This is a genomic window from Qipengyuania benthica, from assembly GCF_030717865.1.
In the GTDB taxonomy this organism is placed as follows: domain Bacteria; phylum Pseudomonadota; class Alphaproteobacteria; order Sphingomonadales; family Sphingomonadaceae; genus Qipengyuania; species Qipengyuania benthica.
In genome coordinates, this window is sequence record NZ_JAVAIL010000001.1 from 1 (window position 1) to 24,347 (window position 24,347).

Sequence of the window (24,347 nt, forward strand, 5' to 3'; positions counted from 1 at the left end):
CGCTCCTTACCACCGGAGCTGTGCGGTCGTGGTGTGAGCCCAAGCCACGCTGCAAACTGTCGTCCCGATCGGAACAAAGACGCATCTGGCACAGCAGCTGCAATGGCTGATGCGGTAATCGGGCCAATGCCTGGGATCGTCGCGAGACGGCGGCTCGTCTCGTCATTGCGGTGCCATTCGAGGATCTGTGTCTCCAGCCGATCGATCTCGCTGGAAAGCGCTCTCAGCTGTGCGGCGATGCCGTGAAGCGCTGATCTGGCATGAACCGGCAGTCTGCTTTGCTCGTCGTGGAGCGCCTTCAACGATGCGGTAACCCCTCCGGCGCCCACGGGAGTGACGATCCCGTATTCAGCAAGGTGCCCTCGCAGTGCGTTGATCAACATCGTTCGTTGCCGGACCAGAAGATCTCGGCTTTTATGGAGCATCAACACCGCTTGCTGCTCGACCGTCTTCACAGCAACGAAGCGCATCGTTGGTCGGGTCACCGCCTCGCAGATCGCCTCGGCATCCGCCGCATCGGTCTTCCCGCGCTTCACGTATGGTTTGACGTAAGCTGGTGGCATCAAACGCACCTCATGGCCCAGAGCCATAAGCTCGCGCCCCCAGTGATGCGCCGATGCGCAGGCTTCCATGCCGACCAGGCACGCCGGCAAATCGGTGAAAAAGCCGATCACCTCAGCCCGCCGCAGCTTGCGCCGGACAAGCACTTCACCGCCACTCCCAATTGCATGTATCTGAAATACGTTCTTCGCCAGATCCAATCCGACGGTGACAACCTCTTTCTCCATGGAACGACTCCTAGACGTGGACCTACAACGACTGCACCTTGCCATACTTGGGCTGGTGCGAGAGCCGTCCACGACATCACGTCACAAGCCGACCCATATCGGTCGCGTGTGTATCGCTGGTAGCCTTCCCAAGCGGCCCCGGGATGCGACAGTACGCGACCCGCCAGGAGAGCATGTGCGGCCAAACCAGAGCGGTTAGAAGCGCCGGTACTTGAGCCACGCGCGCACAGCATACTGTGCAAAGTACCAAGCAGATAGCGCAGGATTCAGTCCTTCGACTTGGCGAAAGGCCTTCCAGACCTCACTCGCGCTCTTCTTTTTATCGCGACTGACTGAGGCGCTCATGACCCGATAACGCATCAGATCTTTGTCGAGCCCGACTGCGACGCCGCCATCTTTAAGGAGTTCGAGCCAACACGCGAAATCATCGTAATAGGTCTTCTTCATGCGGAATGACCCGGAGATTTCACTGTCGACGATCACCGTAGACGTGGCGATTGCGGTGTTGCCGAGCAGCTTCCGATAACCCATTTTTGGAGGAACGGAGATATAAGCGCCCGTTTTTGATCCGTCAGCGCTAATTCGGCGGAACCCGGTGAAGCTGATCACCGCTTCTGGATGCGCACCGTGGAACGCCAGCTGACTTTCAAGTTTGTCTGGCAGCCACACGTCGTCACTGTCGAGAAAGGCAAGCCACCGCCCTTTCGCAACGGACAAGGCTTGATTGCGCGCTTCTGCCGGGCCACCGTTATGGGGAGCTCCTATGAGTATTATACGATCGTCTTTGCGAGCAAGCTCGCGTACAACATCACGAGTTTGGTCTGGACCGCAGTCTTCGCAGATGAGCATTTCCCAATTGGAATACGTTTGCGCTTGAACTGACTGAATCGTTTCGGTGATAACTCTTTCGGCGCGATAGGCGGGCGTGATGATCGAGACAAGTCGGTCGCTCATTGGTATCTTCCATCAGGATGGGTCGCACGATGATGCGGGTGCTGACCCTATGCAGCGTTAGCGTTCCTGGGGGCGTTTGTCGCTTGCCTAACGCTGCGTCTCGCCGCGCAAAGAATTGACCAAATCGGCTATTCCTACAGCAACTGGCCGCGGATGAATCCCCAGCGATCGCAGAGATGTCACGTCAAGACCTGGGAAACCGACATCAGGCTTTTCGGGCGCCGGCTCTAAGTCGACATCTCGCTCCCAATCGGCTCCGGTTTCTTCAACCAAAAGTCTAACAGCCTGAAGAATGGTAGTGCGTGTACCGCTGCCGACGTTGATAGCACCCTTCCAATCTTTGTCCCAAACCTGAAATGCAGCCTCGACCACGTCGTCGACATGCACGAAGTCCGCGACGAAGCTGCCTCCGTGCTGAACAGAAATCTTTTTCCCTTCCAACAGGGCGAGAGCCATTCTCGTAAAAGGGCCTTGCCGTTGACCGGGTCCATACACAGAGCTTGGTTTAAGAGTTACGATCCGCATCTTAGAGCTCTTGGCCCAGCTATTAGCGAACACTTCTTGAACAATTTTAGAAGAAAGATAATAGGGTGCCCGTGTGGGCATCATTTGGTGTGACTCGGTGGCGGCCTCTAGTTGCGGCGAATACGCGTTTCCTGCTCCCGACTGGATAAAATTTTTGACCCCGGCGGCTTCGGCTGCCCGCAACAGATACATCGTCCCGAGAGCATTGGCCTGCCAGCAGCTCTGCGCCTCGCTCAAATCCCCCTGATCCTTGGGGATATAGCTTGCGAAATGCGCGACTGCATTACACCCATCCAATAGCTCGGGCCCAAGGGAGGACGGATCAAGAAGGTCGAAAAATCGAGTTTCAAACCCTGAGGTTGAATCATCTGGCACTCGGCTTAGAATTCTTATGTCATAACCGCTCTCGAGGGCGCGCCTCTTAAAGGCGCCTCCAATGAAACCGTCAGCACCCGATATCGCGAGAAGACCTTTTTTGCGAATCATTCAATTTACTCCGAAATTTCGCGAGATGGTACCAAAGTCTCGCTCCAGTGCCGAAGTATCGTTCGTTGCGCTACGGAAGGCTGATGGATATCTTCTTCAAAGAGTAAATGGCGAACACACATTTCAACCTCATTAAATCCTACCATGGCTCGCAGTGGAGTCGCGCCTGAAAAGCGCGCATTGATTTCAAAGACTTTTGGTTTTCCATCGGCGTCTATTCTGAACTGAAAGTTCGCGGGGCCAAAGGGACCTAGTGCTTCACCCCAAGTACGTATAGCCCGGTTCAGGTTAGGATACTCTCCGCTAAAAGCCCGATAGGTATTGCCGTCGCGCAAGTCTCGGCGCATGACTATAGACGCAAGCGCCTTTCCTCCAAAAGCGACTACGCTTGAAGTATATTCATCCTCGCTTGAACCGATCGCCTTCTGCACGACCAAACCCGCCCTCCCCTTCAGAGCTTTATCAAGACTTAAGCGGTCTAATACGGTCGAGACACCAAACGAGCGAGCGCCAACGCGTGGCTTTACGATTAACGGAAATCCAACCGATTGAATAAGTTCTTCAAGGTCATCTGAATTTTCTGGTATTGCCGATTCCGGGGCATCGAATCCTGCGTCCCGGAAAAAGAGGAACGTCTTGTACTTATCGTCTGCGATATGCACCACTTCGGGATCGCTGACGAGGATAGTGGTTCCGCATTCCTGTTCAAGGCGCGCCCTGTTTTCTGCGAGCGGAAGAAGCTCTACGTCGGTGCCCACGAGAACCAAGTCAGGTTTACAGCGATGAAGCACCTCAGAGAACCGGTCGAGGTACTCAGGCGCGTCTGCCTTTGGGACCAGATGATATTCGTCTGTCCAGTACAACCCTGCCGAAAGAGGCGACGGATCAACGCTGATCAAGTAAGGATTCAATCCTGATCTTTGCAGAGCACGAATGATTCCTTGCCCGAGAAGGGCGCCGGCCCCAGTAACTAGAATCTTAGTCATGGAAGAATCCACAAATTCGGGATTTTGTTTCGTCGGAAAGATTCGTTTTCAAGATAGCCTCCACGTACCATGACCAGTCTCGACAAATTTCTCGCTCGTCCAATGATATCTGATCTTCTTGCATTGTCAGGGATGTCCAAGCTCCGCGGCGTGAATTTTCATCCCTTGGTTGACCGATGGCGCCGATAGTAGCGGCACTCCTGCCGTCGAGTTCGTGTCGCCGGCACCGATGGGTGTGCCCAAAAATTCCGTGTCGAAGGCCGCGCTCAGCTAGCACCGATAGGGCTGTGCGAAAATCCGCCGGTTCGCGCAAATATGTCCAGTTTCCTCGGCCGAATGGATTGGCGTGGGAAAATAGGACCTCACCCTCGATCCATTCGTCGCGCCAAGGCAGAGACGATTTCATATCGAGATCCTCAATGCGTGCCAGCGTCCACTCTGCCGATTCCCGTATCCAGTCAGGCAAGCTAACCATTGAAGCAGCCTCGTTTTGCTGCAGATCAATGTAAAGTTGGTCGTGGTTGCCGCATAACAATATAGCCCCATCCTTAGCGCAGGCATCAGCCGCAAGATCGAGCACTTCGCGCGGCTCGGGTCCGTAGGTCAGAAGGTCACCAAGGATAATGATCTGGTCGCATCCCGCCGTTCTCGCTGCTTGCAACGCCTGCCTAAAAGGTTTCGCCGCGGAGTGGATGTCGCCCATCACTGCTATTTTCATTGTCTCACACCGTGAAAGTGTCGCCTGCCTCATAACGGGTGGGCCGCGAGGCGTAGAAGAGAAGCGGTCCGTCTTCTCGGCTCCAGCGAAGCCATACCAACATAGGTGATCGCCAGCTGACACAAGGTCCGGGCCGCACCGCCCTTGCAACGTTCATGCTGCGTCGCAGCCCTCGTACTTTCGACATGTCTCGTCAATGGGAAGCCATCTCCCTTGATGTCGTTTTTGTGCGCGGCGTAGTTGTCGAACATCGCATGAAAGCCTCTTGCGGATGGTTCGACACCGACTTTCGCGGCCAAACCAATGAGGCCTAGTTCAAGCATCAAGGGGGTCGGCCGCACCCGTTGCAAGAAACCCAAAGACAAGCCAATGGCGGAGCGGACTGCCGAGGCGAAAGCCCGCCAATTCCTAGATCCGCACCCGCGTCGATTTTGTCCTCGTGCTGGAGCAAGGACAAGTTCGGGCAGCTCATCCAAACCGCCGACTTGTAGAGCGCCGACACCAAGAGCACGCAATCCAAACTGGCCGCCAATAGGAACCACCTTGTCTTCCCCAAAAGCTAGACGGAGTCAGGATAGGTAAGCCCAAAAAAGCAGGAAACCCGCTGAGAAGCGGTGCAAAAAGGGGCCAGTCAGTTTTCAAACGCCGGCGTGGCAACCGATAACCCTTGATCAGCCAGAACCCCTCAAGCGATTGGGTTGATGGAGGCGCTCAAGTCTCCTTTCTGGTGTCGACACCGTCAGAACCTGCGGATAGAGGGCCCCGATACCAAAGGGTCGTTTGCAAAACCGGTTCCTAGGGCGAGCCACCAAAGAACCGAAACGGGCTAAAAATATCCAAAGATATCGCTTGTGCCGCAAATGTTTTTTCTGAGCAAAAATTAGGCAACCGGCATCCACAGTGAATCTCGCTAGAGCACGACTTTTAATCGCAGGGAGAATTTTGAGTGAGGTCATATAGCACTAGGAAGCGCGTACTGGTCACTGGCGGCGCTGGGTTCCTTGGATCGCACCTCATCGACCGGCTCATCGAACGCGGTGACGAGGTGCTATGCGTCGACAATTTGTTTACTGGCGACAAGAGCAATATTGACCATCTTGCCAGCAATCCGCGGTTTGAATTCATGCGGCATGACATCACTTTCCCGCTCTTTGTTGAGGTGGACGAAATTTACAACCTCGCCTGTCCGGCAAGCCCTATCCATTACCAATTTGACCCCGTTCAAACGACCAAAACCAGCGTGATTGGCGCGATCAATATGCTTGGTCTTGCCAAGCGTTTGAAGGTGAGGATTTTCCAAGCGTCTACCTCAGAAGTTTACGGGGATCCTTCGGTTCATCCGCAGCCAGAGACCTACTGGGGCAATGTCAATCCGATCGGACCGCGCGCTTGTTACGATGAAGGCAAGCGTTGCGCCGAGACGCTGTTTTTCGACTATCACCGGCAGCATGGCCTCGACATCAAAGTGGTGCGGATTTTCAACACTTACGGTCCGCGCATGCATCCAGGCGACGGACGAGTGGTCTCCAATTTCGTCATTCAGGCGCTCAAAGGGGAGCCCATAACGCTATATGGTGACGGATCTCAGACGCGCTCTTTTTGCTACGTCGATGATCTGGTCGAAGGTTTTTTGCGTATGATGGATACGGGCGAAGAGCTTCCCGGCCCTGTCAACTTGGGCAATCCGAACGAATTTACGATGCGCGGGCTGGCCAATGCCATCATCGAACTCACTGGTTCCAAATCGCCTATTGAGGAACGGCCGCTTCCGCAAGACGATCCCAAACAGCGCCAACCCGACATTGCCATAGCGCGCGAGAAGCTGGGGTGGGAACCGCGGGTGCAATTGCGTGAAGGCTTGAAGCACACAATTGCCTATTTCGATGAATTTCTGAGTGAACTTCCTGACCGCAAAGTGGCGTCATTCCCACCCGAAATCCGCAACTGACCTCTCTGCCTGTCCATTCAGTGCTGCCTCAAGAAAGTCCGATAGTATTAGCTTGGCCAGGCAGTGCGGGCACACATAACTCACTCACAAACGAAAGCAGGAGTTCGCGTAAATGAAAATCGCGATGGTAGGATCGGGCTATGTCGGCCTGGTCTCGGGGGCGTGTTTTGCCGATTTTGGCCATGAGGTGATTTGCATCGACAAGGATCAGGCGAAGATCGATAGCCTCAATGAAGGCGTAATGCCGATCTACGAGCCCGGCCTGGCTGCCCTGATGCAGAGCAATGTCGAAGCAGGCCGCCTATCCTTCACCGCCAGTCTTGCCGATGGTATCGCGGGCGCTCACGCCATTTTTATCGCCGTCGGTACACCCAGCCGCCGCGGCGATGGTCATGCCGATCTGTCCTTTGTCTACGCTGTTGCCGAGGAAATTGGAGCTAATCTTGCCAACGACACGGTCGTTGTCACCAAGTCCACGGTTCCGGTTGGCACGGGCGATGCCGTAGAGCGAATTATCTCCGATAGCGGCGCATCAAGCGAACGTGGCCACCGTGTCGCCGTCGTCTCCAACCCAGAATTTTTACGCGAAGGCGCGGCGATTGGCGATTTCAAGCGGCCGGACCGTATCGTTATCGGAACGGAAGACGAGTTCGGGCGCGACGTTATGCACGAAGTTTATCGCCCACTGTTCCTCAACCAATCGCCCATTCTATTCACCAGCCGCCGCAGTGCGGAACTGATCAAATATGCCGCTAACGCGTTTCTGGCGACCAAGATCACCTTCATCAATGAAATGGCCGACCTGTGCGAAAAGGTCGGCGCAGATGTGCAGGATGTGTCGCGCGGCATCGGCAGCGATGGCCGCATTGGCCCCAAATTCCTTCATGCTGGTCCGGGCTATGGCGGCTCGTGCTTTCCTAAGGACACCCTGGCATTGCTGAAAACGGCGGAAGATGCTGGCAGCCCCTCTCGTATCGTCGAGGCAGTGGTGAAGGTGAACGAAACCCGCAAGCGCAGTATGGGTCGCAAGGTTGTTGATGCGCTAGGCGGGACCGAAGCGGCGCGCGGCAAAAAGGTCGCCTTGCTTGGCCTCACCTTCAAACCCAACACCGACGACATGCGCGATTCGCCGGCCATCGCGGTGGCACAGACCTTGAGCGATGCCGGAGTAAGAGTGGTCGCATACGACCCCGAAGGTATGAAATTGGCCCGTCCGTTGATGCTTGAGGTTGAGATGGCTTATGATCCCTATGCCGCGATAGATGGCGCCGATGCCGTTGTCTTGGTCACTGAGTGGGATGCTTTTCGCGCACTGGATCTTAGCCGAATCAAAGGCTTGGCTCGCACGCCGGTGATCGTCGATTTGCGGAATATCTACTCGCCGCAGACCGTGCGTGAAGCTGGCTTTACCTATATCAGCGTCGGACGGGCTTAACCCCCTTGGATTATCGAAGCCGCGGTCTTGCTTGCCGAACAGGGCTAGCTGGTGTTCGCGCGGGAGGATGGGCGAATGACGGCAAGAATGTATGTCGCAAATTTGACTGCATGTGGCTTATCAACTGGAGCCCGGGTTCTATACTGATGGCTCCCATAATTTCGCTAAATCTGCATGAGAGTTGCCTGTGCCCCAGATTGTCCCTGTAATCTTATGTGGCGGAAGCGGAACGCGGCTTTGGCCGCGAAGCCGCGCAAGTAAGCCCAAGCCTTTTCTGCCACTAATCGGCGAGGGCTCTCTTTTCGAAGCGACCCTAGATCGGTGCTCTGGTGGAGATTTCTCCAGCGCAACCATTGTCACAGGCGCCGCGCATTTGGGTCACGTCCGCGCCCAGGGCGAGGGACGAAATCTATCGATTATAGTCGAACCAGCGGCTAGGAACACTGCGCCCGCTATCGCACTCGCGGCTGCCCGTCTGCCACATGATCAGATCATGCTGATTTGCCCCAGCGATCACCACATCGCCGATACAAAAGCCTTTGCCGCTGCTGCTACTACCGCAGCGAAACTCGCACGAGAAGGTTGGCTGGTCGCTTTCGGTATCGAGGCGACCCGAGCCGAAACCGGCTTTGGCTATATTCGTCGAGGTGAACCGCTCGCCGGCGACGCCCGTCGCATCGCGCAATTCGTCGAAAAACCCGACCGTGCCCGGGCTGAGAAATATCTAGCTGATGGTGGCTACTTTTGGAATGGCGGCATCTTCTGCTTTACCGCCGGACGCTATCTCAAAGAGTTGAGCCGCACCCGACCCGCTATGGCACAAGCGGTCCAGATTGCCGTGGCGCATGGCCATGTGGATGAAGAGTGCTTCCATCCCGATGGCAACGCATTCGCCGCGATTGTTGGAGATTCGATTGATTACGCGGTGATGGAAGAGGCGGAGGATGCCGCTGTTGTGCCTGTTTCCATGGGCTGGTCCGACATCGGCAACTGGCCCTCGCTACAAGAAGCGCGTGGCGGAGGGCTTGACGGCAATGTCACGCGTGGTCCCGCCGAGTTGGTGAACTGCCGCGATGTTATGACCGATAGCGATGGACCTCGCGTTTCTGTGGTCGGAATGGAGGATGTGATTGTAGTGGTGGATGGCGACGAAGTGCTCGTCACCTCCCATGCCGGTGCGCAGAAGGTCGGTCAGCTTGCAGGAGCAAAGAACCAGTGATCCTTGAAACAAGAAAGGTTGCCAAACCTTGGGGGGTCGATGCTCTTCCCGTACCTTTTGAAGGGCAAGGCGGTGGCGAGCGGATCGGTGAAATCTGGTTTGAACCGCTGCCAGCCGCTGACCAATTGCTGGTTAAATACATCTTCACGAGCCAAGCGCTTTCGGTGCAGGTCCATCCATCCGATGCACAGACTCTCGCCGATGGCCTTGATCGCCAAGGCAAGGAGGAGTGCTGGTTAATCCTTGAGGCTGAGCCAGGCGCAAAGCTCGGCATTGGATTTACCCAAGAGATTAGTGCGGACGCGATGCGCGATGCGGCAAAAGATGGTTCGATTGAGCACCTCTTGGCTTGGCATTCGGTAGCAGCGGGCGATTTCGTCTATATTCCGGCGAACACCGTGCACGCGATCGGCGCGGGGGTTTCGCTGATCGAGGTGCAGCAAAATTCCGATATTACCTACCGCCTTTATGATTACGGGCGTCCGCGTGAATTGCATTTGGACAAAGCAGTAGCGATTGCCGCCGGGAAACTGCACGACCGACACCTGCGCCGCCGTGTGCCTGAGAATGGACATGAGGTATTGGTCGACGGGCCGCTGTTCCGGCTCGACAGGCTTGATGGTAAGATTGGAGACAATGTTTACGCACGCTACGCTGGCCCGCTCCTTGTCATCCCTCAGGTTGGTTTGGCTCATGTAGCCGGTGAGATGGTGGCAGCAGGGCAATGCGCGTTGGCGGACAGCCTGGGCCTAGTCGCAATAGAGGACGGCTCTAAGGTGCTGATCGCGCAATCGGCCTGAGCGCCCGACTTTCCTGCTACGCGCTCAATTCGCACTCGATCAGCCGGTCCGGAACTTAAAAACCTGACCAGCTACTCGCTTGAAATCGAAAGATTTGACGATGAGCAGCTGCGCAATATCGGCGGGATGGCTGCATGCTGTCGCACTCCGGGTGCGCCGACACGCTCGCCCCCGGGGAAGCAATGGCCGACAGCTTCCTCCAGAGCATTCCGGCCGAGCAGATCAAGGCGCTCAACTGACCGAGCGGTTTGGTATCTCACCGGGCTGATCCATACTTGGCAGCGCAAATTGGACGCCCGCAACAAGCCCTCGCTTTGGCGCCCGGCTGTGATTCCTTGCCTTGAGAGAGGAGTGAACCAGACGCACCCATCGATGCGCCGACGGGAGGCGGCAATGACGCGGCTGTTTCGGGTTGCGCGGCCGCGATGCTCATTTCTTCGCAAGCGATTCGAACCGGGTTTGGATCACTGCGCGCGAAGGTGCCGATACGATCGGCTGCCACCGTCAACTTTGCTCTTTAGACAGCCAGAAGACCGGTTCCGCCCGAGAGTCCGAAGACTGACTGAGCGTTCGGACCTTTTTGCGGCATCGGTACTAACAAGCCGGAAGACTTCGGCGGGCGCAAGGGGCGTCGCGCATTTTTTTCCAGTTCAGCCAATGAGGCCTGGACAGCAGGCGAGACGAGACCCTGCTCTTCACCTGTTAGTGTCCGTTATGCCCCTGTTTCGACCGAGCTTCAAAAGCGGGTGGTGCGCCTCATTTCGTAGGCCGGACTGACCTGCACGTTCTGTCTAAGTAACGGTAAATAGGACTTTTATGGAGCACCTCGCGCGATAACACCATATAACGCGCTCAAGTAGCTAAGCGGTAGCGCAAACAACGACTTGTTTATGGGATGCTTGGCGCATCAGCGCTCGGTTCTCCTCGCTCACGCCTTACCATGGCGGCGGAACCTGGAGGACCAACCGATGGTGCCGGTCGATTGCATCGATGGAAAGCTACCACCAAACCATCACTTGCCGCTCGACCTCAAGCCCGCTTGTCGGCATTTAGACTACCGAGCTCGACCAATCAGCTGAGGCGGAGATTAGCAATACGGGTTCTTGTCACCGGAGCGGCCGGATTTATCGGCAACGCGGTCTCGATGGCGCTGATGGCGCGCGGCGACGCGGTGCTCGGGGTCGATAATTTCAGCGACTATTATTCCCTTGCGCTCAAGCGGGCGCGGCTCGAGCGGGCGCGCACCGCGGGGGAAGGAGCCTTTGCGTTTCGCGCCGTGGATTTCGCCGACCCTGTGGCGCTGGCGCAAGCGCTGGAGGGCGAGGAATTTGCCCGGATCGTCCATCTGGGTGCGCAGCCCGGTGTGCGCTATTCGCTCGAGAATCCCCACGCCTACGCTCATTCCAACATCACCGGGCATCTCGCGCTGCTCGAAGTGGCGCGTCACCGCCAGATCGAGCACATGGTCTATGCCAGCTCTTCCTCGGTCTATGGCGGCAATGCGAAGCTGCCTTTCTCGGTCGAGGATCGCGTGGATCATCCCGTCTCGCTCTACGCCGCGACCAAGCGCGCCGACGAGCTGATGAGCGAGACCTATGCGCATCTCTACCGTATCCCGCTGACCGGACTGCGCTTCTTCACGGTATACGGACCCTGGGGCCGCCCCGACATGGCACCCTGGCTGTTCACCAGCGCGATTCTCGAGGGGCGACCGATCAAGGTCTTCAACCATGGCGCGATGTATCGCGACTTCACCTATATCGACGATATCTTCGCGGGCGTGCTGGCCTGTCTGGATTCGCCGCCTGCGGATGACGGCGCAGCCAAGGCGGGGGGCAGCACCAAGCCGCACGCGCTCTACAATATCGGCAACAATCGCTCGGAGCATCTGCTCAGGGTAATCGCGCTGATCGAGGAGGCGTGCGGGCGCAAGGCGGAGCGCGTGCTGCTGCCGATGCAGCCGGGCGATGTCGAAAAGACCTATGCCGATATCGAAGCGATCCGGAACGATCATGGCTACGAGCCGACCACCTCGATCGAGCAAGGCGTGCCGCAATTCGTGCGCTGGTATCGCGATTATCACGGCGTCTGAACGCCGCGCTGCAATTCAGGACGCAGCTCAGGCGACGTCGGGCCAGATGCCCCTTGTGTCATAGATCAGAGCACCCTGGCGTTCCTCGGGCGGGACGACCTTGAAGATGTCGTGATCGACCAGCACGACGATGATGCCGCAATCCTCGAGAGCGGTGTCGAGATCGACAAGCAGCGCTCCGGTGCCGTCGAATTCGGGCGGCAGGTCGCCGGCATAGGGCTCGACCACATGCACCCGCTCGCCGAACTCGCGCGCCAGCCCGGCGGCAATGAAGCGCGCGGGGCTTTCGCGGAAATCGTCGATATTCGCCTTGAAGGCGAGCCCGAGGCAGGCGACCCGCTGATCGGGATGCGCCGCAATCAGCGCTTTCGCACGGGCGAGCACATGCGCCATCTTGGCGTCGTTGGTCTGGCGGGCCCGGCGGATGAGGTTGGCGTCTTCGGGTGCTCCATGGACGATAAACCAGGGGTCGACCGCGATGCAATGCCCGCCGACGCCCGGTCCCGGGGTGAGGATGTTGACCCGCGGATGGCGATTGGCGAGGCGGATCACCTCCCAAACATCGAGCCCTTGCCGGTCGGCGATCATCGACAACTCGTTGGCGAAGGCGATATTGACGTCGCGGAAGGCATTTTCGACCAGCTTGGTCATCTCCGCGGAACGGACGTCGGTGGTGACGCATGCGCCCTTCACGAAACGCTTGTAGAAGGCCAGCGCCTTGCGCGCGCAGCGCGGGGTGATCCCACCGATCGAGCGGTCGTTGTGAGTCAGTTCCTCGAGAATCCGGCCCGGCAGCACGCGCTCCGGGCAATAGGCGATCGAGACGTCGGGGGTACCCTCGCACAGGCCGGGCAGCGCCAGATCGGAGCGGTCCTTGGCGATCAGATCACGCAGCGCCTCGGTGGTGCCGACCGGACAGGTCGATTCCAGGATCACGGTGTCGCCCTTCTTGAGGACCCCTGCGATGTCGGCTGCGGCAGCCATGACGAAGCTGGTGTCGGGGGTATGATTGCCATCCTGGGCGAACGGTGTCGGTACGGCGATGACGAAGACATCGGCGGGCGCGATCCGCGTCGAGGCTTTGAGCAGACCGCGCTGCACCGCCGCCTGGACGAGCCCGTCGAGATCGACTTCCTCGATATGAATCTCGCCCCGGTTGATCGTGTCGATGACGCTTTCCGAGACGTCCAGGCCATGGACCGGACAGCCCGAGCGGGCGATGATCGCCGCGGTGGGGAGGCCGATATAACCGAGACCGATGACGCAGACGCCGGGCTTGATGTCACCGCGCATGAATTGGATACCCCTGAAGTGTTTCAGCGAGCCCTAGCGCCTGTCGGTAAATTTTACAGTAACGCGCGCTCGACCGGCACGGATTGCTCCGCGAGCAGATCGCAGATACGCAAAGCCGAGTGCCCATCGCCGAAGGGATTGTGCGCGCGGGCCATGGCCGCATAGGCGTGAGGATCGTCGAGCAGACGCTCGGTCTCGGCAACGATGGTATCGGCGTTGGTCCCGACCAGCTTCGCGGTCCCCGCGGCGACGCCCTCGGGCCGTTCGGTGGTTTCGCGCATCACCAGCACCGGCTTGCCCAGCGCAGGCGCCTCTTCCTGCACTCCGCCGCTGTCGGTCAACATCAGCGTGGAGATGTCGAGCAGGCGGGCGAAATGGGGATAGTCGAGCGGTTCGATCAGCGCGACGTTGTCGAGCCCGGTGAGCGCGGTCTCCATCACCGCCCGGACATTGGGGTTGAGATGGACCGGGAAGATCACCGCGACATCCTCGCGCCGCGCGATCCGCCGCACGGCTTCGGCGATCCCGCGCATGCCGTCGCCGAAATTCTCGCGGCGGTGGCTGGTCATGCCGATGATACGCTTGCCCGCGAAGCGCTGCTCGAGCGGGGCGAGGCCGGCGGCCAGTTCGGGCTGCGCAGCGATCCTGGCGGTGACCCATTGCAGCGCATCGATCACCGTGTTGCCGGTGACATGAATCGCATCGGCGGCGACATTCTCGCGCCGCAACGCCGCCGCCGCGGTTTCGGTGGGCGCGCAATGCAGCGCGGCGAAACTGCCGACCACCTTGCGGTTGACCTCCTCGGGCCAGGGGTGGTGGATATCGCCGCTGCGCAGCCCCGCCTCGACATGGCAGACGGGGATCTGGCGATAATAGGCCGCGAGCGCCCCCGCCATCACCGTGGTGGTGTCGCCCTGGACCACGACCCAGTCAGGTCGTTCGCGATCGACCACCTCGCCGATCCCGGTCAAAGCGCGCGCGGTCAGCGTGTCGAGTGTCTGGCCCGGCGTCATCACGTCGAGATCGTGATGCGGCGCGATCCCGGTAATTGCGAGCACCTGGTCGAGCATGCCGCGGTGTTGCGCCGAAACGCAGACCCGCGAGACGAAGCGGGAGTCCGCCTCCAGCGCATGGATCAGCGGGAACAGTTTGATGGCTTCGGGACGCGTCCCGAACACGGTCAGAATCTTGCGCGGCTGGGTCATCCGCCCCGCTCTAGCGCAGTTCGGAGGCGGGTGTCAGTCCCGCATCAGCAGGGGCTTGGATCAGGTCCCCGGATCGCTCGCGGGCACCTGCGCCCCCAGCGGCTGCACGATTTCGCTGTCGTCATCGAACGGCGTGTCCTTGGAGGGCTCGCTCGGCGGGATACGGTCGGCCTGGTCGATGAGCGGCGGGGCCGAGGCATCGACGGCGGTCGCGGGCAGTTCGGCGTCGCGCTGGTATTCGAGCCGTCGGAGATATTCCCGCTCGATCTCCTCGACGCGCTCCTGCTCCTCGGCGGCAAGTTCGTCGATCTGCGCCAGACGTTCGGCGCGCGCGGCCTCGATCAGCTGTCCGAAGCGGACCGAGGAGGCGTTTTCGCGATCGGCATAGGCCGCGGCGATCATTTCCTGGGTGCAGCCGGTGGAGCCGCCGAGACCCACGGGGCTGCAGGAGAGAATGCCGAAATCGCCGACGATATCGAGCCGCTCGACCCGCTCGGTCCAGCTGGTGTTGGCCGGATTGTCGCTGAAGCGCAGCGATTCTGGGATGCGGTAACGATCCGCCTCGGGCAGCCGGGCGACCACCACGATCTCGTCGCCGACGGGCTCGGGCACCGCGTCATCGCCATAGACGATGACCATGTTGACCTTGTCGCCGCCGGTATCCTGCGCAGCGAGCGGGCTCGCGAAACAGGCGGCGGTGGCGAGCATCAGGGCGGCAAGCGGGCGTCTGGTCATCGTAATCCTCTCAAGCGCCCGTCATAAAGGGCGAGACGGGGTGAATAGGGTCTGAAGCGCGCCGGAACGCCCGGCGTTCCTGGCTCGGATGCGTTCAGATCCTCTCCGAAACTCTGATCGCCGTGCGGCACCCCAGCCGGATCAGCCCGGAAAGCAGCGGATAGGCGGGTGCGTTTTCGGCTCCGGCGGCGATCGCGGCGTCGCGATGCTCGCGTTCGTCCTCGCGGAATTGCTCGATCATCTCCGCCAGCTCGGGATCGTCGCCATCCTCGTCGAGCGCGTCGAGCTGCTCCGAATAGTGGCGGTCGATCTCCTCCTCGACCGCGGCGGTGCAGGCCATCGCCGCTTCGGGGCCGAGCAGCGCGGTCGCCGCACCCAACGCATAGCCGGCGACCGACCAGAAGGGCTGGAGCGCGGTCGGACGGACCCCGCGGCGCGCCATCAGGGCATCGAATTTCGCCCGGTGCTGCGCTTCCTGTTCGGCCATGCCGGCGATCTCCGCCGAATGCGGCCCGCGGTCGCCCATCACCGCCAACTGACCGGCGTAAATCCGGGTTGCGCCGAACTCGCCCGCCTGATCGACGCGGATCATGCGGTGAATGTCAGGCTTGGGCATGGGTCGTGCTCCGGGAAAGCAGGATGAGGATGGCGAGGGCCGCGGCGGTCGAGACGAGAAAGTTCCATCCCGCAAGCGAAATGCCCAGCAGGCTCCAGGGTGCCTCGTCGCAGCGGATCATCGGAGCATTCATGATCGAATCCAGAGCGCTCACCCCGTCTTGCGGGACGATGGTGGCGCAACCGGTCAGCCCATCCCACCAGCCGTATTCGACCCCGGCATGAAACCCGCCGATCGCGCCCGAGATCAGGATCGCCACCGCGGCGAGCGCAACCCACAGTTCGCGGCGGGGCAGACGGAACGACAGCAGCGCCAGCGCGATCGCGGCGAAGTGCGGCCAGCGTTGCCACCAGCACATTTCGCAAGGATGCAGGCCAAAGCCGTATTCGGAGATGTAGGCGCCCCCGAGCAGGAGGGCGGGAATCCCCAAGGCCAGTTGCCGCGCGAGGCGGAAGGATGGCGAAACGGTCATCGAGCCTCGATAGCGCTGCTAACGACGCACCGCCACCGATTTGGGCGCGGTGCGGCGCAGCGTTTCCAAAGCGTAGTGGAGCTGGAAGTCCTCGATCCCCTCGTCCTTGAGTTCCTCGGCGGTCTTCTGGAAGCGGGGGTCGGCCTGCCTGTCGGTCTCGAGCGCCGAATCCTCGAGTTTCAATTCATTGATAAGATGCCCGCGCAAATCCGATTCGCGCATGGTGAAACGCGATCGCTTGGCGAGGTCGGGATCGGACAATTGCGGGACCGCGATATCGGGCTTGATACCGCCTTCCTGCACCGAATGACCCGAGGGGGTGTAGTAGCGCGCGGTGGTGAGCTTCAATGCCGCATCGCGGCCCAGCGGCAGCAGCGACTGGACGCTGCCCTTGCCGAAGCTGCGATCGCCCATGATTACCGCCCGACGATGATCCTGCAGCGCACCGGCGACGATCTCGGAGGCCGAAGCGGAGCCGGCGTCGATCAGCACGACGATCGGCACGCCTTGGGCGATATCGCCGCGGAACACGGTCTCGGCATCGTAAACCACGCTTTCGCCGCGCGCACGACCGCGCTGCGAGACGATGCGACCATCATCGAGGAACAGATCGGCCAGCGCCACCGCCTCGTCGAGCGAACCGCCCGGATTGGAACGCATGTCGAGCACCAGTCCGCCGAGCCGCCCGGTGGCTTCCTCCTGGAGCGCGTCCCACGACGCCAGCACATCGCTGCCGACATCGCGCGAGAATTCGTTGACCATGATGTGCCCGATATTGCCCGGCATGAGCTCGTGGGTGACCGGCTCGAGCTCGATCACGCCGCGCGTGACGCTGACGTCGAAGGGCTCGTCGCGGCCGGGACGGAAGATGGTCAGGCGGATCGCGCTGCCGGCGGGACCGCGCATCCGCGCCACCGCCTCGTCGAGATCGCCACCGTAGATCAGCTCGCCGTCGAGATGGGTGATGTAGTCGCCCGCCTTCATCCCGGCCTGTTCGGCGGGGCTACCGCGGAAGGGAGAGATCACCTTGACCGCGCCGTCCTCGAGCACGACCGAGAGACCGAGCCCCGAATAATTGCCGTCGATCAGCGTCTCGAGCCGCTGAAGGTCCGAGCCGTCGAGATAGGCGGAATGCGGGTCGAGCGCGGCCAGCATACCGTCGATCGCGCCGCGGATCAGGACATCGTCCTCGACCGGCTCGACATAGCTAGCCTTGATCCGCTGGTAGGTGGCGAACAGGCTCGCGAATTCGGGTCCGGCGCGCCCGTCCACCTGCGCCAGCCCGGCGGTGGTGGCGGGGATCAGGGCAACGGCGGTAACCAGTGCTGCACCGCGGGCAAGTTCGGCGAATTTCATGGCAGATGTCCAATCATGTCTTGCGCCGTTCTATCGCCTGCGCTCGCTGAACGCTAGCTGAGGATCGACGGCCGGCTTTTCCAGATCTGCAGCCGCGCGGATGCACAACCGCTACAGCCCTCTCAGGCGATGAATTCGAGCGGATTGACCGGTTCGCCCTCGCGACGAAGCTCCAGCGTCACCGCCGGGTCGCGCAACTGTGCCATCCCGAGCGGCGAACCGGCGACGACGTTCTGGCCCACCCGGGCGGCCAGTTCGGACAGGCCGGTGACCAGACTGGTCCAGCCGTTGGCATGCTCGATGATGACGATAGTGCCATAACCGCGATAAGGACCCGCGAACACGATCCGGCCCCCGCCCGGCGCCACGACCTGTGCGCCGCTGCGGGGCAGAAGCTGCAGCCCGTCGCGCCGGATGCTGCTGTCGTCGCGAGATCCGAAAGCGGCCACCAGCCGGCCATCGACAGGAAGCCGGTAACGAGGCGGCGGCGCGGTCGAGGATGGCGATGGCGATGGCGCCGCAGCGACGTCGGCGGGGGTTGCGGCAGGATCGGCCGAAGGATCCGTGGGGCGCGGGACCGGCCCCGGCAGCGCCGCCAGTCGCGCGCGCAGTTCGCCGATCTGCTCCAATCCCTCGATCAGGCCGTCGATGTCCCGCGCGCGTTCGCCCAGCGCAAGCGCGCGCAGGTCTTCGCGGTCCGCCGCCCCGGCGGCGCGGCGCGCATCGATCCGCTCGCGCTGCGCCATGGCGATCAGCTCGGTTCGCCGCTGCGCCAGCTGCGTCTCGCTGGCGCGGCGGGCGGCGACCGCGTCGCGCGCCTGTCTCTGCAGGACGGCGGCGCGGTCGAGCTCGGCGCGCAGATCGGCGGTGGTCTCTCGCACCAGCGGCACGGTGCTGTCGAGCACGGCGCCGAGATAGACCGTGTCCCGCAAGGAACCGGGCGCAAACAGGCTGAGCGAGAGCGGCCTCCGGACCAGCGTCTGCAACGCGCCGGTCAGCTGGACAATGGGCTCGCGGCGCTCGGCCAGCCGGATATCGAGCTGACGGCGCTCGCTCTTCACCAGTACGAGCTGCGCCTCGGCTACGCCGATCGCCGCCTCGACCTGCTGGATCCGCGCCGCCAGCGCGGCAGCCTCGGCCTGCGCCTTCTGCGAGGCCTGCGTGGAGCTCGCGGCCTCGCGGTCGAAGCGCTCGGCACGGGTCCGGGCGCGAAGCGCCTGCTGGCGCGCCAGCGCGAGCGCCGTCCTCGCCTGCGAGGCATCCTCGAAGCGCGCCGCGGATTGCGCGCGGCCTGGCGCACCCGACCCCACCCAGAAGCCAAGCGCAAGAAGGCCCAGCAGGCCGGCGGCAAGCAAGCGCGTCATGACGTCGTCCTAGCCGTCTTGTCAGGCACGATGATAGGGGTGACCGGCGATAATGGTGGTGGCGCGGTAGAGCTGTTCCGCCAGCATCGCGCGCGCCAGCAGATGCGGCCAGGTCGCCTTGCCGAAAGCGAGCAGCAGGTCGGCGGCGCCGCGCTCCGCGGGCGAATGACCATCGGCAGCACCCAGTACGAAGCGTGCCTCCCTGATGCCGTCATCGCGCCAGCGGGCGAGAATATCGGCGAACTCCTGCGAATCGAGATCGCGCCCGCGCTCATCGAGCAGCACGATGCGGCAGGGTGTCTGTGGCTCGGGCGTGCGCCCACCGATCTCGGGCAGTTCGGTGAAGCGGACCGGCCAGGTCAGCCGCTTCTCGTAGCGGGCGACGAGATCAGCCTCCGGGCTGCGACCCAGCTTGCCGCGCGCGATCACATGAAGCAGCAAGGGCGCGGTCCCGACGAAAGCGCGGTCCTACGCCGTACCGGCGGTGCCGGCGGCGACCGGCGGGGCATCGCCGAACGCCCACATCCGCTCCAGATTGTAGAAGCTGCGGACTTCGGGACGGAACAGATGGACGATGATGTCGCCGGCATCGAGCAGCACCCAGTCGCCGGCGGGGAGACCTTCCAGCTTGACCGGGCCGAAGCCGGCCTGCTTGATCTTTTCGGCCAGCTTCTGAGCGATCGCGGCGACTTGGCGAGTTGAACGTCCCGAAGCGATCACCATGTGATCGGCGATCGAGCTTTTGCCTTCCAGATCGATCGTGACGACCTCCTGGGCCTGGTCGTCGTCGAGCTGCTGCAAGACCAGGTCGAGCAGCGGATCGGTGCCATCGCTATTCATCGACGGGACCTTGGTGGCGTCGGCGGCTGCCGACAGGGTTTGCGCCTGAGACATAGGCGTGAATCATACTCCTGTTGCGAAAAAAGAGGGCCATGAAGGACACAACGCACGTCATCGTGCTTGTGTTTCCTCGATCGTTCCGATCGGAATTGTCGTTTCCCGGTGCTGGCCGAGCGGCCGATCAGGGATCGGTCGCCGGGTCACTTGGTCGCGCAACGCGCGCGATCCGAACCGCGCCACCCAGTCGGGATCGGCCCGACGGATAGCCGTGGCCGAGCTTTCGTCCGGATCGAAACGCAAAATCACCAGAACCGGCGCACTCCAATCGTCCCCTCTTGCAAGACTGGCGGCGGGTGCGGAAAAGCGTCGCAGCCAGGCCATCGCGGGGCTCGCGAGGGCAGTGCCATCATAGCCGGGTCGGGCGATGACCGCAATCGGCATGCTGCGGGCGATACCGCGCCAGTCGCGCCAGCGGTGGAATTGCGCCAGATTGTCGGCGCCCATCAGCCAGCAGAAATCGATCTTGGAATAGCGGCGGCGCAGCGCGGCAAGCGTGTCGACGGTGTAGCGGGTCCCGAGCTCGCGCTCGATCGCGGTCACCCGGATCGGCGCGTGGCGCGCCTGCTGGGTCGCCGATTCGAACCGCGCCGCGAGGGGAGCCATCCCGCCCTTGGGCTTGAGCGGATTGCCGGGCGATACCAGCCACCAGACCTCGTCGAGCCCCAGCGCTTCCTTCGCGAACAGCGAAATGCGGCGATGGCCACGATGCGCGGGGTTGAAGCTGCCGCCGAGCAGGCCGACGCGGCGCGGCACCATGGATGGGGCTCTCACGCGAACACCCGCCTTGCAAATCCGGTGCGTGGGCGACTGCGACCGCTGCGCGATGAACTGGTGTGCGTGGAACGGGCCATGTGCGAATCGGGTAGCAGGGCGATTCGCTGCTGTCAGCCTGGCCCGGACACGTCGGATCCTGGAGAATCCGCCCCCGCCGAATCCGCAACCTCGCGTTTTGTTCCCGCGAAATGCGATTAAAATGGGGCGAATAGAACAGTTCACCGCGTCGAGCCTTCGGTTCGACCATTTCAAGGCGCTCAGATTCGCACCCTCTGCCGATCGCTGCTAGCGGATCGGGCGAGGGTCTGAAGTTACAACGACGGGGTCAAGTTTGTCCGATACTACTACCGCCGGCGGCTGGGTTCGCCGCGTGCGCAGCTGGTTTCCCGATCGGGAATTCTTCATGCGCTCCGAAGGTCAGGTCCGTTTCGTGACCGTTTCTTCCCGGGTCCAGATGGCCGCCGCCGCTTTCGTTGTCGCCGCGCTATTCGCTTTCGTTGGAACGCTGGGGGCGATGAGCTGGTCGCAATACCGCGCCTCGAGCGATCGCGTCCTGCTCGCCGAGCGCGAGCACAAGGTCGCCGATTCCGAAGAGCGGCTGGCGAACTACCGCGACGACATCGACGAGGTAGCCGACGATCTGCAGCGGCGACAGAAGTTCATCGAGGACATGGTCGCCTCGCTGCCTGCGGACGTCATCGTACCCGCGGCGGCAGAAGCGGACACCGAGGCCACGGCAACGGTCGAGAAAGTCTCGATGGTGATTCCCGAAGCCGCGGACCTTGCCAAGATCGAAGCGCGCCAGCTCGCCTTTGTCGAGGGCATGACCCGCTTCGCCGACGAGCGCTCCAGCCGCGCGGCCGCCGCCTTGCGCACGCTCGGGCTCAATCCCGACACCGTGCTGCGCCGCGCCGAACGCGAGGCGATGGGTGGTCCGTTGGAGAGACTGACCACCGGCAGCGACGACGATCTGGATCCGCGCTTCGAACGGCTCGGCCTCAGTCTCGCACGTATGAGTGCGCTCGAAACCTCGCTCGACGCGCTGCCTCAGGTCAAGCCCGCCAACACCAGGCTGTCGTCGGGGTTCGGGTTCCGCCGCGATCCCTTCAACGGTCGCGGTGCAATGCATAGCGGACTCGACTTCGCCGGTCCGCAGGGCACGCCGATCGCCGCGGCATCCAAGGGCCGAGTAAGCTTCGTCGGGCGCAGGTCTGGCTACGGCAACACGGTCGAGATCGATCACGGCGGCGGACTGATGACGCGTTATGCGCATCTGTCCTCCTTCAAGGTACGCGCCGGCCAACAGGTCGAGGCCGGGACCGCGATCGCCGCGATGGGCAGCACCGGACGCTCGACCGGTTCGCACCTCCATTTCGAAGTTCGCATCGACGGCCGGGCCGTCAATCCCCGCCCCTTCCTGGAGACGGCTCCCAATGTTCTCAAAGAAATCCGAAGCGCGTCAGCACGCGCCAGCCTCTAGAACCGAGAGACCCATGGCCACCCGCAATTCATCCTCGACCTTCTCGGTCATCGGCACCGATATCTCGATTCGCGGCAATATCGATGCCTCCGCCGATTTGCATATCGATGGCTCGGTCGAAGGCGATATCGCCTGCGCTGCGCTGGTTCAGGGCGAAGGCAGCACGATCACCGGGGCGGTGATGGCCGAAACCGCGCGGCTGGCGGGAACGGTCAACGGCTCGATTACGGCGCGCGAACTGGTGATCCTCAAATCGGCGCGGATCGATGGCGATGTTCATTACGACGCGCTCACGATCGAGCAGGGCGCGCAGGTCGAGGGCCGCTTCGCACCCCGCGCGAACGAGCGCGGCAACGGCAAGGCCGCGGCTGCCAGCGCCGGGGTCAAGGACCCCGCCAACAGCGACGAACCCAAGCTCGCCATCGCGCAATAATCAAGATCGGTAGTCCGGCCCGATAGCCGGAGCCGAAATTGGCCTAATCAGGCAAAACCTCGGCGCGTAGCGCCTTGCGATCGAGCTTGCCGATCATCGTCTTGGGCAGCTCACCCCGGACGATCACGTCTTCTGCCCGCTCGTGCTTGCCGACCCGCGCGTTGAGCCAACTCTTTAGCTCGTCTCCCGTGACCGCAGCTGTGCCATCGCCGGGCTCGTTGAGCGTAACGTAGGCGACCGGGTGTTCGCCGCGGTAGGGATCGGGATGACCGATCACCAGCGCCTCCTTTACCTGCGGATGCTCGAGCAGCACCGACTCGACCTGACTCGGGAAGACCTTGAAGCCGCCGACTGCGATCATGTCCTTGATCCGGTCGACGATCGCGAGAAACCCGTCCTCGTCGATGGTGGCGACATCCCCGGTTCGCAGCCAGCTTTCGCCCTCGTGCTCGGCGAAGGCGCTGGCCTGCGTATCGGGCCGGTTCCAGTAGCCCTGCATGATCTGGGGGCCGCGTATGACCAGTTCCCCCGGGGCGCCATCGGGGGCGAGCCGGGTCGGGTCTTCCTTGTCCAGCAGCATGACCTGCGTTGCCGGGATCGGCTGACCGATCGTCCCGTGCTTGCGCAGCCCTTCGTAAGGATTGGTCGAGACCACTCCCGCGCTCTCGGTGAGGCCGTAGCCCTCGACCAGCCGCACTCCGGTCGCGCTCTCGAACTTCTCGCGCAGGGGCCCGGGCATGGGAGCCCCGCCCGAGATGCAGATTCGCAGCGAAGACCAGTCGGTCCTGCCGAAATCCTTGTGATCGAGCAGCGCCTGGAACATCGTCGGCACACCGGGAAAGGCGACCGGTTTGGTCCGCGAGATCGTCGCGAGCACCTGCCCGGGATCGAAGCGGGGGACCAGCACCATCGCCCCGCCTTTCACCACCGTCCGGTTGAGGACGCAGGTGTTGGCGAAGACGTGGAACAGCGGCAGCCCGCCCATCACGATATCGGGCTGCTCGCGATCGAAGGGATCGATCATGTCGACCTGGATCGCGTTGCTCGACAAATTGCCGTGCGAGAGCATCGCCCCCTTGGGCGTGCCGGTGGTCCCGCCGGTGTATTGCAGCAGCGCGAGATCGCCGGTTTGGATCGCAGGCAGCGCCGTCGGGGTGTCGGACAGCCAGTCCGAAAGCAGCGCGACGTCGGCGCGATCGGGGATGGCGGCGATCTGGCTGCGCCGCAGCGTGCGCAGCGCCAGACTCTTCACCAGCGGGAGCATGTCGGAGAGCTTGGCCACGGCGAGCATTTCGAGCGAGGAGCCGTCGAGCACCTTCACCGCGGTGGGCAGCAGCGCGGGCGCATCGAGCGTGACCAGCAGCCTCGTTCCCGAATCCTCGACCTGCTGGGCAAGTTCCTCGACCGTGTAGAGCGGCGAGAAATTGACCACCACCGCGCCCGCCATCATCGCCCCGTAATACGCCGAGACATAGGCGGGGACATTGGGGAGGAAGAGCCCGACACGATCGCCGCGCGCGATCCCGCGCGCGATCAGCCCATGGGCGAACCGTCGCGCTTCGGCGTGAATCTCGCGGTAGCTGTATTTGCGTCCGAGGAACTCGACCAGCATCGCCTCGGGCCGCGCTTCGGCCTGGCGTTGCAGGATGGCGTGTAGCGGCTCGGGCACCACCTCGCTGTCCCACGGCTGCGCGTGACCATAAGATGCAGGAACGGGCGGAAAAAGCTTATTGACAGTCATGTCAGTTACATGACGCGCTCACCTTCA

24 protein-coding genes are annotated in these 24,347 nt (G+C 61.8%); 8 read left to right on the plus strand and 16 right to left on the minus strand.

Annotation, left to right across the window (positions count from 1 at the left end):
* The 5 genes from Q9K01_RS00005 to Q9K01_RS00025 all read right to left on the minus strand — a co-directional run.
* Positions 1 to 788: IS110 family RNA-guided transposase (locus Q9K01_RS00005; protein WP_305928168.1), on the minus strand; the 788-nt coding region annotated here is incomplete at its 3' end.
* 195 nt (positions 789 to 983) lie between these two features.
* Positions 984 to 1,742 (minus strand): glycosyltransferase family 2 protein, encoded by a 759-nt coding sequence (locus tag Q9K01_RS00010; RefSeq protein WP_305928169.1) that lies wholly within the window; start codon positions 1,740 to 1,742, stop codon positions 984 to 986.
* 87 nt (positions 1,743 to 1,829) lie between these two features.
* Entirely contained in the window at positions 1,830 to 2,753 is a 924-nt protein-coding gene (locus Q9K01_RS00015) for an NAD-dependent epimerase/dehydratase family protein (protein WP_305928170.1), read from the minus strand.
* Positions 2,754 to 2,758: 5 nt separating this feature from the next.
* Positions 2,759 to 3,739 (minus strand): ATP-grasp domain-containing protein, encoded by a 981-nt coding sequence (locus Q9K01_RS00020; protein WP_305928171.1) that lies wholly within the window; start codon positions 3,737 to 3,739, stop codon positions 2,759 to 2,761.
* Positions 3,732 to 4,445, minus strand: coding sequence for a metallophosphoesterase family protein (locus Q9K01_RS00025; RefSeq protein WP_305928172.1), 714 nt, complete (start codon positions 4,443 to 4,445; stop codon positions 3,732 to 3,734). Before Q9K01_RS00025 ends, Q9K01_RS00020 begins: the two co-directional genes overlap by 8 nt.
* 167 nt (positions 4,446 to 4,612) lie before the next feature.
* Between Q9K01_RS00025 and Q9K01_RS00030 the strand changes: the two genes are divergently transcribed.
* The 6 genes from Q9K01_RS00030 (at position 4,613) to Q9K01_RS00055 (ending at position 11,951) form a co-directional block, all read left to right on the plus strand.
* Positions 4,613 to 4,771 (plus strand): hypothetical protein, encoded by a 159-nt coding sequence (locus Q9K01_RS00030; protein WP_305928173.1) that lies wholly within the window; start codon positions 4,613 to 4,615, stop codon positions 4,769 to 4,771.
* A 632-nt stretch (positions 4,772 to 5,403) separates the two neighbouring features.
* Positions 5,404 to 6,405 carry a UDP-glucuronic acid decarboxylase family protein gene (locus Q9K01_RS00035; RefSeq protein ID WP_305928174.1) on the plus strand — a complete coding sequence of 334 codons (1,002 nt, stop codon included), beginning with the start codon at positions 5,404 to 5,406 and terminating at the stop codon, positions 6,403 to 6,405.
* A 112-nt stretch (positions 6,406 to 6,517) separates the two neighbouring features.
* Positions 6,518 to 7,840, plus strand: coding sequence for a UDP-glucose dehydrogenase family protein (locus tag Q9K01_RS00040; RefSeq protein ID WP_305928175.1), 1,323 nt, complete (start codon positions 6,518 to 6,520; stop codon positions 7,838 to 7,840).
* A gap of 187 nt (positions 7,841 to 8,027) precedes the next feature.
* Positions 8,028 to 9,059, plus strand: a complete 1,032-nt coding sequence (locus Q9K01_RS00045; protein ID WP_305928176.1) for a mannose-1-phosphate guanylyltransferase — start codon at positions 8,028 to 8,030, stop codon at positions 9,057 to 9,059.
* Entirely contained in the window at positions 9,056 to 9,859 is an 804-nt protein-coding gene (locus Q9K01_RS00050; RefSeq protein ID WP_305928177.1) for a class I mannose-6-phosphate isomerase, read from the plus strand. The genes Q9K01_RS00045 and Q9K01_RS00050 overlap by 4 nt, the downstream gene beginning before the upstream one ends.
* Positions 9,860 to 10,952: 1,093 nt before the next feature.
* A complete protein-coding gene (locus Q9K01_RS00055) occupies positions 10,953 to 11,951 on the plus strand; it encodes an NAD-dependent epimerase/dehydratase family protein (RefSeq protein WP_305929133.1) in 999 nt (332 codons plus the stop codon).
* 27 nt (positions 11,952 to 11,978) lie between these two features.
* Here the strand turns inward: Q9K01_RS00055 and wecC are convergent, their stop codons facing one another.
* The 10 genes from wecC to Q9K01_RS00105 form a co-directional block, all read right to left on the minus strand.
* Positions 11,979 to 13,244 (minus strand): UDP-N-acetyl-D-mannosamine dehydrogenase, encoded by a 1,266-nt coding sequence (wecC, locus tag Q9K01_RS00060; RefSeq protein ID WP_305928178.1) that lies wholly within the window; start codon positions 13,242 to 13,244, stop codon positions 11,979 to 11,981.
* A 53-nt stretch (positions 13,245 to 13,297) separates the two neighbouring features.
* Entirely contained in the window at positions 13,298 to 14,449 is a 1,152-nt protein-coding gene (gene wecB, locus Q9K01_RS00065) for a non-hydrolyzing UDP-N-acetylglucosamine 2-epimerase (RefSeq protein ID WP_305928179.1), read from the minus strand.
* A gap of 60 nt (positions 14,450 to 14,509) precedes the next feature.
* A complete protein-coding gene (locus Q9K01_RS00070) occupies positions 14,510 to 15,184 on the minus strand; it encodes a hypothetical protein (protein ID WP_305928180.1) in 675 nt (224 codons plus the stop codon).
* 94 nt (positions 15,185 to 15,278) lie between these two features.
* The gene (locus tag Q9K01_RS00075) at positions 15,279 to 15,800 is read right to left on the minus strand and encodes a demethoxyubiquinone hydroxylase family protein (RefSeq protein ID WP_305928181.1); all 522 of its coding nucleotides are present in this window, start codon (positions 15,798 to 15,800) and stop codon (positions 15,279 to 15,281) included.
* Positions 15,787 to 16,272 carry a disulfide bond formation protein B gene (locus Q9K01_RS00080; RefSeq protein ID WP_305928182.1) on the minus strand — a complete coding sequence of 162 codons (486 nt, stop codon included), beginning with the start codon at positions 16,270 to 16,272 and terminating at the stop codon, positions 15,787 to 15,789. The genes Q9K01_RS00075 and Q9K01_RS00080 overlap by 14 nt, the downstream gene beginning before the upstream one ends.
* Positions 16,273 to 16,290: 18 nt before the next feature.
* Positions 16,291 to 17,628: a S41 family peptidase gene (locus Q9K01_RS00085; protein ID WP_305928183.1), complete on the minus strand. Its 1,338-nt coding sequence runs from the start codon at positions 17,626 to 17,628 to the stop codon at positions 16,291 to 16,293.
* Positions 17,629 to 17,750: 122 nt separating this feature from the next.
* Entirely contained in the window at positions 17,751 to 18,992 is a 1,242-nt protein-coding gene (locus Q9K01_RS00090; protein ID WP_305928184.1) for a murein hydrolase activator EnvC family protein, read from the minus strand.
* A 21-nt stretch (positions 18,993 to 19,013) separates the two neighbouring features.
* Complete coding sequence (locus Q9K01_RS00095; RefSeq protein ID WP_305928185.1) at positions 19,014 to 19,433, minus strand: 23S rRNA (pseudouridine(1915)-N(3))-methyltransferase RlmH; 420 nt, start codon at positions 19,431 to 19,433, stop codon at positions 19,014 to 19,016.
* Between the two features lie 27 nt (positions 19,434 to 19,460).
* Positions 19,461 to 19,886, minus strand: coding sequence for a ribosome silencing factor (rsfS, locus tag Q9K01_RS00100; protein WP_422785264.1), 426 nt, complete (start codon positions 19,884 to 19,886; stop codon positions 19,461 to 19,463).
* Positions 19,887 to 19,943: 57 nt separating this feature from the next.
* Positions 19,944 to 20,648, minus strand: coding sequence for a nicotinate-nucleotide adenylyltransferase (locus tag Q9K01_RS00105; protein WP_305929135.1), 705 nt, complete (start codon positions 20,646 to 20,648; stop codon positions 19,944 to 19,946).
* Between the two features lie 349 nt (positions 20,649 to 20,997).
* Here Q9K01_RS00105 and Q9K01_RS00110 point away from each other — a divergent pair, with 349 nt between their 5' ends.
* Together Q9K01_RS00110 and Q9K01_RS00115 are read left to right on the plus strand one after the other, a co-directional pair.
* On the plus strand, positions 20,998 to 22,146 hold the full coding sequence (locus tag Q9K01_RS00110) for a M23 family metallopeptidase (protein ID WP_340324239.1): 1,149 nt from the start codon (positions 20,998 to 21,000) through the stop codon (positions 22,144 to 22,146).
* Between the two features lie 13 nt (positions 22,147 to 22,159).
* Entirely contained in the window at positions 22,160 to 22,579 is a 420-nt protein-coding gene (locus tag Q9K01_RS00115; protein ID WP_305928186.1) for a bactofilin family protein, read from the plus strand.
* A gap of 43 nt (positions 22,580 to 22,622) precedes the next feature.
* Here Q9K01_RS00115 and Q9K01_RS00120 read toward each other — a convergent pair whose 3' ends face one another.
* Entirely contained in the window at positions 22,623 to 24,320 is a 1,698-nt protein-coding gene (locus Q9K01_RS00120) for an AMP-binding protein (protein ID WP_305928187.1), read from the minus strand.
* Positions 24,321 to 24,347 lie beyond the last annotated feature (27 nt).

Excerpts from the sequence above, each read along its gene's own strand:
- Q9K01_RS00040 (WP_305928175.1), top strand. The coding sequence starts at position 6,518 with ATGAAAATCGCGATGGTAGGATCGGGCTATGTCGGCCTGGTCTCGGGG.
- Q9K01_RS00080 (WP_305928182.1), bottom strand. The coding sequence starts at position 16,272 with ATGACCGTTTCGCCATCCTTCCGCCTCGCGCGGCAACTGGCCTTGGGG.
- wecC (WP_305928178.1), bottom strand. The coding sequence starts at position 13,244 with ATGCGCGGTGACATCAAGCCCGGCGTCTGCGTCATCGGTCTCGGTTAT.
- Q9K01_RS00015 (WP_305928170.1), bottom strand. The coding sequence starts at position 2,753 with ATGATTCGCAAAAAAGGTCTTCTCGCGATATCGGGTGCTGACGGTTTC.
- Q9K01_RS00075 (WP_305928181.1), bottom strand. The coding sequence starts at position 15,800 with ATGCCCAAGCCTGACATTCACCGCATGATCCGCGTCGATCAGGCGGGC.
- rsfS (WP_422785264.1), bottom strand. The coding sequence starts at position 19,886 with ATGTCTCAGGCGCAAACCCTGTCGGCAGCCGCCGACGCCACCAAGGTC.
- Q9K01_RS00070 (WP_305928180.1), bottom strand. The coding sequence starts at position 15,184 with ATGACCAGACGCCCGCTTGCCGCCCTGATGCTCGCCACCGCCGCCTGT.
- Q9K01_RS00090 (WP_305928184.1), bottom strand. The coding sequence starts at position 18,992 with ATGACGCGCTTGCTTGCCGCCGGCCTGCTGGGCCTTCTTGCGCTTGGC.
- Q9K01_RS00020 (WP_305928171.1), bottom strand. The coding sequence starts at position 3,739 with ATGACTAAGATTCTAGTTACTGGGGCCGGCGCCCTTCTCGGGCAAGGA.
- wecB (WP_305928179.1), bottom strand. The coding sequence starts at position 14,449 with ATGACCCAGCCGCGCAAGATTCTGACCGTGTTCGGGACGCGTCCCGAA.
- Q9K01_RS00120 (WP_305928187.1), bottom strand. The coding sequence starts at position 24,320 with ATGACTGTCAATAAGCTTTTTCCGCCCGTTCCTGCATCTTATGGTCAC.
- Q9K01_RS00010 (WP_305928169.1), bottom strand. The coding sequence starts at position 1,742 with ATGAGCGACCGACTTGTCTCGATCATCACGCCCGCCTATCGCGCCGAA.
- Q9K01_RS00085 (WP_305928183.1), bottom strand. The coding sequence starts at position 17,628 with ATGAAATTCGCCGAACTTGCCCGCGGTGCAGCACTGGTTACCGCCGTT.
- Q9K01_RS00115 (WP_305928186.1), top strand. The coding sequence starts at position 22,160 with ATGGCCACCCGCAATTCATCCTCGACCTTCTCGGTCATCGGCACCGAT.
- Q9K01_RS00030 (WP_305928173.1), top strand. The coding sequence starts at position 4,613 with ATGCTGCGTCGCAGCCCTCGTACTTTCGACATGTCTCGTCAATGGGAA.
- Q9K01_RS00105 (WP_305929135.1), bottom strand. The coding sequence starts at position 20,648 with ATGGTGCCGCGCCGCGTCGGCCTGCTCGGCGGCAGCTTCAACCCCGCG.